Source organism: Chamaesiphon sp. OTE_75_metabat_556 (genome assembly GCF_031378165.1).
Classification (GTDB): Bacteria; Cyanobacteriota; Cyanobacteriia; order Cyanobacteriales; family Chamaesiphonaceae; genus Chamaesiphon.
On the sequence record NZ_JANNDR010000059.1, the window covers coordinates 1 to 9,657 of the forward strand.

11 protein-coding genes are annotated in these 9,657 nt (G+C 45.4%); 4 read left to right on the plus strand and 7 right to left on the minus strand.

From position 1 onward, the window contains the following. The coding region (locus RMO27_RS02940) for an ATP-dependent Clp protease proteolytic subunit (protein ID WP_309728916.1) at window positions 1-498 on the plus strand (498 nt) is incomplete at its 5' end. Between the two features lie 596 nt (window positions 499-1,094). Continuing rightward, entirely contained in the window at window positions 1,095-1,889 is a 795-nt protein-coding gene (locus RMO27_RS02945) for a hypothetical protein (RefSeq protein ID WP_309728918.1), read from the plus strand. Window positions 1,890-1,942: 53 nt separating this feature from the next. Here RMO27_RS02945 and RMO27_RS02950 read toward each other — a convergent pair whose 3' ends face one another. Beyond that, window positions 1,943-2,938, minus strand: coding sequence for an RluA family pseudouridine synthase (locus RMO27_RS02950; RefSeq protein WP_309728920.1), 996 nt, complete (start codon window positions 2,936-2,938; stop codon window positions 1,943-1,945). A 14-nt stretch (window positions 2,939-2,952) separates the two neighbouring features. Here RMO27_RS02950 and RMO27_RS02955 point away from each other — a divergent pair, with 14 nt between their 5' ends. Continuing rightward, window positions 2,953-3,873, plus strand: coding sequence for an ion channel (locus RMO27_RS02955; RefSeq protein WP_309728922.1), 921 nt, complete (start codon window positions 2,953-2,955; stop codon window positions 3,871-3,873). Here the strand turns inward: RMO27_RS02955 and RMO27_RS02960 are convergent, their stop codons facing one another. The 4 genes from RMO27_RS02960 to corA form a co-directional block, all read right to left on the minus strand. Next, a complete protein-coding gene (locus tag RMO27_RS02960) occupies window positions 3,874-4,383 on the minus strand; it encodes a hypothetical protein (protein ID WP_309728924.1) in 510 nt (169 codons plus the stop codon). A gap of 69 nt (window positions 4,384-4,452) precedes the next feature. After that, window positions 4,453-5,586 carry a tetratricopeptide repeat protein gene (locus RMO27_RS02965; RefSeq protein ID WP_309728926.1) on the minus strand — a complete coding sequence of 378 codons (1,134 nt, stop codon included), beginning with the start codon at window positions 5,584-5,586 and terminating at the stop codon, window positions 4,453-4,455. A gap of 301 nt (window positions 5,587-5,887) precedes the next feature. Beyond that, on the minus strand, window positions 5,888-6,670 hold the full coding sequence (locus RMO27_RS02970) for an ABC transporter permease (protein WP_309728928.1): 783 nt from the start codon (window positions 6,668-6,670) through the stop codon (window positions 5,888-5,890). A 140-nt stretch (window positions 6,671-6,810) separates the two neighbouring features. Further along, a complete protein-coding gene (gene corA / locus RMO27_RS02975; protein WP_309728930.1) occupies window positions 6,811-7,941 on the minus strand; it encodes a magnesium/cobalt transporter CorA in 1,131 nt (376 codons plus the stop codon). Window positions 7,942-8,332: 391 nt separating this feature from the next. Between corA and RMO27_RS02980 the strand changes: the two genes are divergently transcribed. Further along, a complete protein-coding gene (locus tag RMO27_RS02980; protein ID WP_309728932.1) occupies window positions 8,333-8,764 on the plus strand; it encodes an EamA family transporter in 432 nt (143 codons plus the stop codon). A gap of 96 nt (window positions 8,765-8,860) precedes the next feature. Here RMO27_RS02980 and RMO27_RS02985 read toward each other — a convergent pair whose 3' ends face one another. After that, entirely contained in the window at window positions 8,861-9,175 is a 315-nt protein-coding gene (locus RMO27_RS02985) for a helix-turn-helix transcriptional regulator (protein WP_309728934.1), read from the minus strand. 18 nt (window positions 9,176-9,193) lie between these two features. Beyond that, the gene (locus RMO27_RS02990) at window positions 9,194-9,550 is read right to left on the minus strand and encodes a type II toxin-antitoxin system RelE/ParE family toxin (protein WP_309728936.1); all 357 of its coding nucleotides are present in this window, start codon (window positions 9,548-9,550) and stop codon (window positions 9,194-9,196) included. Window positions 9,551-9,657 lie beyond the last annotated feature (107 nt).

Below are 9,657 nucleotides of genomic sequence, written 5' to 3' on the forward strand. Positions count from 1 at the left end.
TTTGAGGAAGTCGATGCTGGTATGGCTAATGCGATCGTTGCATACATGCTGTATTTAGACTCCGAAGATTCCAGCAAACCGATATATCTGTATATCAACTCCCCTGGTGGTGAAATCACCGCTGGGATGGCGATCTATGACACGATCCAACACATCAAGTCAGAAGTCGTAACCATTTGTGTCGGTTTAGCTGCTTCGATGGGTGCCTTCTTACTCGCAGCAGGCAGTCCTGGCAAACGTTTGGCACTACCGCACGCGCGGATCATGATTCACCAGCCGTTGGGTGGTACTGGCCGGATGCAGGCATCGGATATCCAAATCGAAGCCAAGCATATTCTCGAAACGCGCACACTCCTAAATAAATTGATGGCCGAACGATCAGGTCAAACTTTGGAGCAGATCGAGAAAGATACCGATCGCGATAACTTCATGTCAGCCGCTGAAGCGATGGCGTATGGACTCATCGATAAAGTGGTTGAAACTGCCAACGTGCGCTAACGGCGATCTGGATGACTAAAATCAATCATCCAGAATTCTTCCTCTGAGATGACAATTTTAGCTAATCGAGCGATCCGATCCCTATTCTCTTTGGCAGACTCTTTTCGAGAACTGCGAGAATAGGGATTTTTTGGATCTAAACGCGCGATCCCCATCAGTAGTAGTGAGGGTTTGAGGATCTATTGAGAATCGTCATATTCAAAGATGCAATTTCATGGCATTAATAGTTCTAATGAACCATTAATGCCATGAAATCTATCGATTAGAACTTGAAATAATTTGTAATTTATGCTAGTACCTACACAAAAATTTCAATTTAGTGTAAACTGAGATACATAATTTGGTGACACAAATAAATTATGCTTTCGATCGCTCGCAGTTTTTACTCTGAGTTGGATTTGAAAAGCTGGCTGGTAGTTAATTTATCCTCCCTAACTCACGCACTTAGCAACTAAACCTCTAATCGGAGATCTAAGCTTAGATTACCTTAGACATTAGTACTTATCTATTAGTAATTCAGCCGCGATCGCACTTATTTAAGTCAAGTTATCTTTACAATTACTTGCGAGCGAGGGGTATCAAGGATTTCAGTTTCAATGAGCCATTCTCAGCAAAATCTTATCGCCGTAATCATCAAAATCTATGGTCTCTCACTTGACGATCAGCAAGTGGAGGCTATCCTCATTACATGGTTTCAAAAATACGATCGGGCTTGGATTCTCAAAGCGATCGTCGAATCTTTATATCGTGGTAGATACAAGCTGGTATCTGTAGATAATATTCTCAAAGACTGGGACAGAATTGGCCAGCCGCGCTATAATTTTACGCCTGAGTACGAACGGGAAATTTTACAAAAGATGCCGACTGATGATGATTCGATCGTGTGTGGATCTGGACAGCTAGCGAGTGGCACTGCCTCCGATCCGAGCGTGTCGATCTCAGCGGCTAATGCTGAATCGATAGATATCGAGTCTTACTATGTATTTATGCCAGTCGATCGGTCTGTCGCATTCACCAGTCAACAGCTCAATCCAGAAGAGTCGGCACCTTTTCATTACCATCATGACTTTGTAGCAGTTGCGTCACATTCACCCGCCCCATCCGCTGCGAGTGCCGATCACATCGCCATGGTATCCACCGAGCGCAATTACACATCCAGATCGCTGGCACCAGCTTCAAGCAACCTTCAAGCTAAAAGTCATACTCACGATCGTCGCCACCAGAGTGAGCCGGAGCAGCAGGCTGCTAAACCTGCGAAACGCAGGTTGTTTCATACTCTCAAAGCGATCGTCGATCCGGGGAATCACTATGCCGTCGGAGCCGAAGAATCTGTAGCGCTATTGCCACAATCACTGGGACATCATCTGCTCGAACGGATTGCACCATTTTAAATGTTGCGATCGTGTCTCCAGGAGAAGTAAGATCACCTCAAGTTACCGCCGGACTAAGATCGCCGATTGCGTAATACTTGCAATAAGGTTAAGAAATAGTCGGGAATAGGCGCAGTAACATCGATCGATTCGCCCGTGACAGGATGAATGAGCTGCAATCGGCGCGCATGCAGAGCTTGTCCTGGTAGTTTGACACCAATCGATCGACCGGTACCATACACCGGATCGCCAACGATCGGATGTCCGATCTGGTTGGCATGAACGCGAATTTGATGGGTTCGTCCCGTCTCCAGCCGAAATCTAATCAGGCTAAAACTCCGCAACCTTTCCTCAATTTGCCAATGAGTCACGGCTGTCTTGCCACCGCGATCTAGTGAGAGGATCGCATTTTTTTGGCGATCGACTGGATGACGACCGATCGGCAGATCGATCGTGCCACTATCGACCTTCGGCGTGCCATAAACCACGCCTAAATACTCTCTTCGAGCAGTTTTGGCCTGAAGTTGCTGTTGGAGGTGTTGATGCGCTAGATCGGTCTTGGCGATGGCGATCGCGCCGCTAGTATCTTTGTCCAATCGATGGACGATGCCGGGGCGGTGGACACCACCGATACTAGAGAGCGGACAGTGGGCGAGCAGCGCGTGGACGAGTGTCCCCGTGCTGTGTCCGGCGGAGGGATGAACGACCATACCAGCAGGTTTATTGACGATTGCCAGTTGGTCGTCTTCATACAAAATATCGAGTGGAATCGCTTCGGGCAATAAGTCGAGGAGATCCGGCGGTGGGACGATCGCCCGGATGCGATCGCCAGGTTTTAATCTATACTGCTTGTCAGTACAGACTCGATCGGCAACTCGAACTTGACCTTGCGCGATCAGTTTTTGCCACCGCGAGCGTGAGAAATCGGGTAACTGTGCTGTCAGCCACAGATCGAGTCGCGGTTCGGTGAGATCGCTAGTGGGGACGATGAATTCGATCGGTTGCGGTTCGGTACTATCGCCCGATCCTACTGCTAAATTCTCGCTGCCAATGGGATGTACTAAATTCATTTAAATCGATCGTGATGAAAACTAAATTGCGTCGTCAGTCTCGGACGGTTCGGATCGAACATCAGAATGGTAAATTTATCATTCATGGTATGGGCAAATGGTACCACCAGTGGCGAGATCCCTACCATTTGCTATTGACGATTCCGTGGATTGGGTTTGTGGCGATCGTGTCGATCGCTTATTTGGCGATCAACACTCTATTTGCTTTGGCTTATTTAGCTGGCGGCGATTGTCTCGAAGGGGCGCGGGCGGGTTCGTTTAGCGATGCCTTCTTTTTTAGCGTCCAAACCTTGGCTTCGATCGGTTATGGGGCGATTCATCCTAAGACATTTTATGCCAATGCGATCGTCACCAGCGAAGCGATCGCCAGTCTGTTGTTGGTTGCCGTCGTCACGGGATTGGCTTTTGCGAGATTTTCACGGCCGACTGCCAAATTATTATTCAGTCAATTCGCGATCGTTACTACTCATAATCGGCAACCGACATTGATGTTTCGAGTTGCCAACGAACGACATAATTATATTTTAGAAGCTACGGCTCAAGTCTATCTGATTGTTGATGAAGTTACGGCAGAGGGAGATTCGATGCGCAAGATTCACGAACTCAAATTAATTCGCCACCGCACTCCCAGTCTGGTGCTCACTTGGACGATCATGCACGAGATCGATCGTGATAGTCCGCTGTATGGCTTGACAACGGCCGACTTCCAACAACGGCGGGCAAATATTAGTGTCTTAGTCAGTGGTGTTGATGAGACTGTCGCCTATGCGATCTCGGCACGACATGTGTATGAGAGTGCGGAAATATTGGCCGATCGTAAGTTTGAGGATATTATCGTCCAATCTGCGAATGGAGATCGGTTTTTTGATTATAGTTTGTTTCATCAAGTGCGGCAAATTGAGATCGACGAAGATCGAGATCGCGAACGTTTATAGCTATAATTGATCGAGCATTTGAAACCAGTAATCAATATAGAAAAATGTTGGTAAATTAGCTAAGGGATGCATATATAAATACTGAGCGGATAAACCCGCACTCATTCCTAATAACTGCCAACCAATAATCATGATTAAGCTCATCCAATCGCTCCAGCCTCTAGTTTTGAATTCTAAACTAACTAGTAATGCAGAGGCGCACAATACAACAGCATCTACAAAAAACCGGAGCCATGTTAATAACGCTACCGTTAAAATACTGGTAGCAACAACGAGAATTAGTGCTCGCGTATCGGTCTTGAAGAATCTGCCAAAACATAATGAAACGCTGCGACTAGGATAGGTGACAATGCCGCCGAGGACGACTGTCCCAAAAGCCACTAATAACCACACTTGGCGATTATTAGTCCAATCGTGCAACAACCAACCAAAGGTCGCATAAGTCAAAAATAAGATTGCTAGCGCAGTCCATGGCACTTTAGGAGTAGGTGATGTTTGGCGATCGAGCACGATTGGTTCAAACTTAACAGCAGGGATTGATTCAAGTTTACATGATACTGAAAACTTAGTTAGTAGTTATCACTTCTGATTCTGAATTTGTGCTGCTAGCTCAAGCGCATTTTTTGACTCTTTGCCACTACCTTGCTGCTGATATAATTGAGCTGCAGTCTTGAAGTCACTAACTGCACCCGATCGATCTCTGAGTGCTTGACGAGCGGCTCCCCGATTGTAGTAGGCTTCGGCAAAATCAGGGGTGAGTTCGAGCGTTTTATTGAAATCAATAATTGCGGCTGAATAATCTTTTAACTTTTTCTGGGCGAGTCCGCGATTGTTGTAGGCAGCGGCATAAGTAGGTTTGAGTTGAATTGTTTTACTATAATCGACGACAGCACCAGCATAATCGTTAGATTTACGACGGAGATTGCCCCGATTATAATAGGAAAGATAATAATTAGGCTCGATCTGAATCGCCCGATTGAAGTCGGTAATGGCTCCCTGAGTATCGCCTAAATCGGCTTTTGATAAGGCGCGATTATTGTAGGCAAGATAATAATTGGGGTCGTTTTTAATGGCGAGATCGTAATCAGTCATCGCTCCTTGCCGATCGCCTAACTTAAATTTAGTAATGCCGCGATTGAGATAAGCATCGGCACGATTGGGCTTGAGTTTAATTGCTTGGGAAAAATCAGCAAGTGCGGCTTCGGATTCGCCAGCATCTTGGCGGAGATTGCCGCGATTGAGATAGGCATCGGTAGCTTGGGGATCGATTTGCAAGACACGATCGAGATCGCTCAAAGCACCTTGTTTATCGCCGAGATTGCTCTTGACTACCGATCGATTAAAGTAGCTATTCACACTTTGGGGATTTAATTTGATTACTTGGGTGTAGTCATCGATCGCCCCTTGTTTGTTACCAGTCAGACCATAAGCAACGCCACGATTGAAGAGTGCTTTGTCATAGTTAGGATTAATTTGTAGCGATCGCGAAAAGTCAGCGATCGCACCATTATAATCCTTTCTCTGGAATTTTTGGTTGCCAGATATCAAGAGATCTTCAGATTGCTTTTGTGAGTTTTGAGCCAGATTACCGCTCTGTTTAGTTAACAGTTGTTGGCTAGTATGGGCACTAACATCTATCCCACTCAATAGCACAGCAGCAAACAGGATCGAGAGTGTTGTTGCAGTTTTAAGATTCATTGATAGTTGCATCATAATTATAATATTCGATCGTATTCAGATTAAAATTGTCCGGATCGGTGCTAGTTAGCTCGATCGGTTTAAAGGTGATATCTGTCCAGATAGATCGAGCTATATCGATCTCCAATGATGGACGAGGTGCGATCGATCGAGTTCCCGATCGTTTAGACTCGAACGTACTAAAAATTGTGTCAACTTTGGGTAGATATTTTCTCTCCAAAATTGATTTAGTACACGCGGTAACTCCGTAGCATCATTATTGTACCGTGAGTTTGGAGGTAGATCTGCTGACAACCGAATTCGATTTTACTAACATTTAATCGGGAGATTGCAGTTGTGCAAATTGATTGAAATACCGCTGGGCAATGCCCCCAGTCACCAGTAATGTGGCAATCGTGTTACTTGCCATCACTGTAAATAAGACGATGATTTGGTAGCCAGCCGCATTCACCGGCTGCACATTTGCGAGTAATTCTCCTGTCAAAAAGCCAGGTATTGTCACTAAACCTGCAACCATCAAAGAATCGATCGTCGGTACCAATGCCGATTTAATGGCAGTGTGGCGATAGTCAGCAATCGCTTGCGCGGGAGTGGCACCAAAACTGAGCCGAGTTTCAATCTCCGCTTGATATCGATCGATTTCACCAATCAGCCGCTCGCCAGCAATCGCCGTAGTATTGAGCAAATAACCCAGGCAGATTCCCGCACAAGCGACTAGATACTGGGGCTGATGCCAATTTGTCGGCTTGATTACCACCAAGATTGTGTATCCGACAGCCACAATTAGCCCCGTGAAGATCGCACCACCGACGATTGGGAGCAAATTCTTGAGGCGATCGCCAATGCGATTGTTAGCGGCGATTGTCGTGGCAATCGCGATCGCGCTAATCCCCCCCATCGTCACTAAGGGATTATCAAATTGCCAAATGAGCTGCAAGCCCAAACCCATGACTAATAACTGAAGGATCGATCGAGCGGCGGCTAGGACAATTTGTCCAGCTAACCCCACCCGTTGCCACTGCAATAACCCGATCGAGATCCCGATTAAACCCAGTGCCCAGGCTAAATCTTGGACATCTAAAACTTGAGTAGAGTTCATAGGAGATTGGGGGACTTGGGGACTGGGAGACTTGGGGATTGGGGGACTGGGGGACTGGGGGATTGGGGGACTGGGGGACTGGGGGACTGGGCGCAATCTAGCTAAATTGGAACGCAGTTCCACTATTCACTATTCACTATTCACATTGACGACTTAAACCAGCCGCGTTTCCAGAAAAAGAACACTAGACTAGAGCCAATTATGAGCATTAAGGCCAGACAGAATGGATAGCCCCAGTACCAGCCTAGTTCTGGCATGTTTAGTGGTGACTTGGCTCGATCGAAATTCATACCATACACCCCCGCCACAAAGGTGAGGGGAATGAAGATTGCCGAAACCACAGTCAGCAATTTCATGATCTCATTCATTTTATTACTGACGGCTGATAGATAAACATCCATCAATCCGGTCGCTAGTTCTCGATATGTTTCGACCATATCCATCACTTGAATCGTATGGTCGTAACAATCTCGTAAATACACCTGCACCTCGCTACTAATCAGATCGCTACCATCGCGAATCAAAGAATTGAGTGCATCGCGTTGTGGCCAAATTGCCCGCCGGATCGTGAGTAGTTCGCGGCGAATCTTGTAGATTTTTTCGAGCGTCGATCGATCGGGATGCACCATCACCTCTTCTTCGAGAGCCTCAATTAATTCGCCATAATATTCCAAAACTGGAAAATAGCCATCGACGATCGCATCGAGTAAGCAGTAAGCCAAATAATCAGCACCCTGCGTCCGAATGATGCCGCGATCGATTTCAATCCGCTGCCGGACGCCATGGAAACAGTCTTCCTCTGGTTCTTCTTGAACTGTCAAAAGATAATTTTTGCCCAGTACTAAGCTAACTTGCTCCTTACTAAATCCCGTTCGCCCTGGATTCAAAACTACCATGATCGCAATAACGAGCAATTGATCCTGATAATGCTCGACTTTCGGACGTTGTGGCACATTGACAATATCTTCTACCAGCATCCGATGGAGATTGAAAATGGGACTCAAAGCATCCCAGGTCGCCATATTCCCCAATCCCAAAACATCAATCCACGACACAGTATGAGTTCTCAAATACTCCCTGATTTCTGTCGGATTAGTAATAGTTGCTCTCGTAGCTCGATCGCGATCGTAATCGATCAATACCAGATCTGCGGGCGCAGCATCTGCACTTAGATGTAGTTGCCCCGGAGTCGTCCCCGGTTGATCGTAGAAATAATCCAACTTTGAGATTTTTTGTGGCTGATAAGTACTTGGAAAATCTGAATTAGACATGTTTAAATTAGACTAGCGACGATATTTACAGACTGACGACTTATTTGACTGGAGATAGCTTCAGAGCGAGGATTTGCGAAATCCACTCGACAGTACTAACCATAAGCATCCGGATCTCATCAGTGAATTACCAACAACTAAAATCAGTACTAATCCTCAGTTAGATCGTGTCACAATATAAAAGCAACTACCATGCTGATCAGCCTCGCTCGGATGACGGTTAGATCGGAGCGTTATTCCCAGCTATGACATCATTAATTATCTTATATCGATTAGCCGAGCTAGAGGATGTTTAGTTAGCGCGAAATTGCAGATTAACTTCAAAGTTAACCGATCTCGATCGCCCAGATCCAGAATCGACGGCCACCATCCCATCTTGACAGTTTAATTCATGGAAAGTAGCTCGAATATTTGGTGGATTTATGCATTACTTTCGGCTTTTTTTGCGGCGTTAACGACGATTTTTGCCAAGATTGGCATCGAAAATGTCGATGCTAATTTAGCCACAGCTGTCCGTACGGTGGTAATTCTCTTCATCGCGTGGGGCATTGTCTTAGCCCAAGGTAATATCGGCCATTTAGCCACGATTTCGACGCGATCGCTAATTTTCCTAGTCATTTCTGGCATCGCGACTGGCTTGTCGTGGATTTTTTATTTTCAGGCACTCCAGCTTGGTAAAGCCGCACAGGTAGCCCCGATCGATAAATCCAGTGTGATGATGGTCATCATATTTTCGGCACTATTTCTGCACGAACCACTGACATTCAAAGTCGTCCTCGGTGGTTGTCTAATTGCGATCGGGACGCTGGTATTGGTATTGTAATCCCCACCAATCTCAATGTAAGCCAATATCGATCGATTACCTCCTCGATTTTTCATATTACGGCAAAATAGTGAGTTGCGATCTCACGATCGATCTCTAATTGCCCAATATTGCCGTCGCAATATCTTCACGAGTTGCACCGAGTGCTAATAGCGATTTGATTAGGAGATCGATCGACACTGACGGATCGCTAGCCTCCATTTTTGCTACTCGCGATTGACTAGAATTAATATTTCTAGCCAATTTTTGTTGGGATAGCTGCTCTTGTTGTCTGAATTTTTTCAGTGACTTACTCAGGGATAATCGAATTTCAATTATCTCCATCTCTGCTGCGGAGATATCTAAAAATTCAGCAATAGTGACGACTTTACCACCCGCAGCTTCTATTTTTTGTCTTTTTATAGGATCCATATTTTATTGCTACACAAACTATTCTATATCAAAGAGTCGATCGTATACTTTAATTCTCTTCTGACAATTATCGACGATCTGTTGAGGCGTTTTTTGAGTGGCTTTGTGAAACACATCGAAGACAACAATCTCATCTTCGTCAATTCGATATATGATTCGCCACTCTTTATTATTTTCGCTGTCCCCTACTCTGAGTTCGTGACAGTGCTTACCAATATTAGGCATCGGTCTCGATTCAGGCATCGCAAGCATTTCTCCATTCTGTAATTTTCTTAACAGGAAGCCTGTTTCAATTCGTGCAGATTTAGAAAATGGAGGCGTTTTTATTTCGCCAAAAAACAAAACAAGTTCTTTACCGTCGTTGAGAGTAGTCATTAAAATTCTGATGTTTGTTGAAGAGTAAATTTTTGCAGTTCATAGTTCAATCCTGTTATTCAAAATTGCGGTTGCTCAAATAAGTGGTTGCAAATTTGCTTCCTCTA

What these genes read in the sequence shown, in the direction of transcription:
- RMO27_RS02945 (WP_309728918.1), top strand. Translation starts at nt 1,095, where the DNA reads ATGAGCCATTCTCAGCAAAATCTTATCGCCGTAATCATCAAAATCTAT.
- RMO27_RS02950 (WP_309728920.1), bottom strand. Translation starts at nt 2,938, where the DNA reads ATGAATTTAGTACATCCCATTGGCAGCGAGAATTTAGCAGTAGGATCG.
- RMO27_RS02955 (WP_309728922.1), top strand. Translation starts at nt 2,953, where the DNA reads ATGAAAACTAAATTGCGTCGTCAGTCTCGGACGGTTCGGATCGAACAT.
- RMO27_RS02965 (WP_309728926.1), bottom strand. Translation starts at nt 5,586, where the DNA reads ATGATGCAACTATCAATGAATCTTAAAACTGCAACAACACTCTCGATC.
- RMO27_RS02970 (WP_309728928.1), bottom strand. Translation starts at nt 6,670, where the DNA reads ATGAACTCTACTCAAGTTTTAGATGTCCAAGATTTAGCCTGGGCACTG.
- corA (WP_309728930.1), bottom strand. Translation starts at nt 7,941, where the DNA reads ATGTCTAATTCAGATTTTCCAAGTACTTATCAGCCACAAAAAATCTCA.
- RMO27_RS02980 (WP_309728932.1), top strand. Translation starts at nt 8,333, where the DNA reads ATGGAAAGTAGCTCGAATATTTGGTGGATTTATGCATTACTTTCGGCT.
- RMO27_RS02985 (WP_309728934.1), bottom strand. Translation starts at nt 9,175, where the DNA reads ATGGATCCTATAAAAAGACAAAAAATAGAAGCTGCGGGTGGTAAAGTC.
- RMO27_RS02990 (WP_309728936.1), bottom strand. Translation starts at nt 9,550, where the DNA reads ATGACTACTCTCAACGACGGTAAAGAACTTGTTTTGTTTTTTGGCGAA.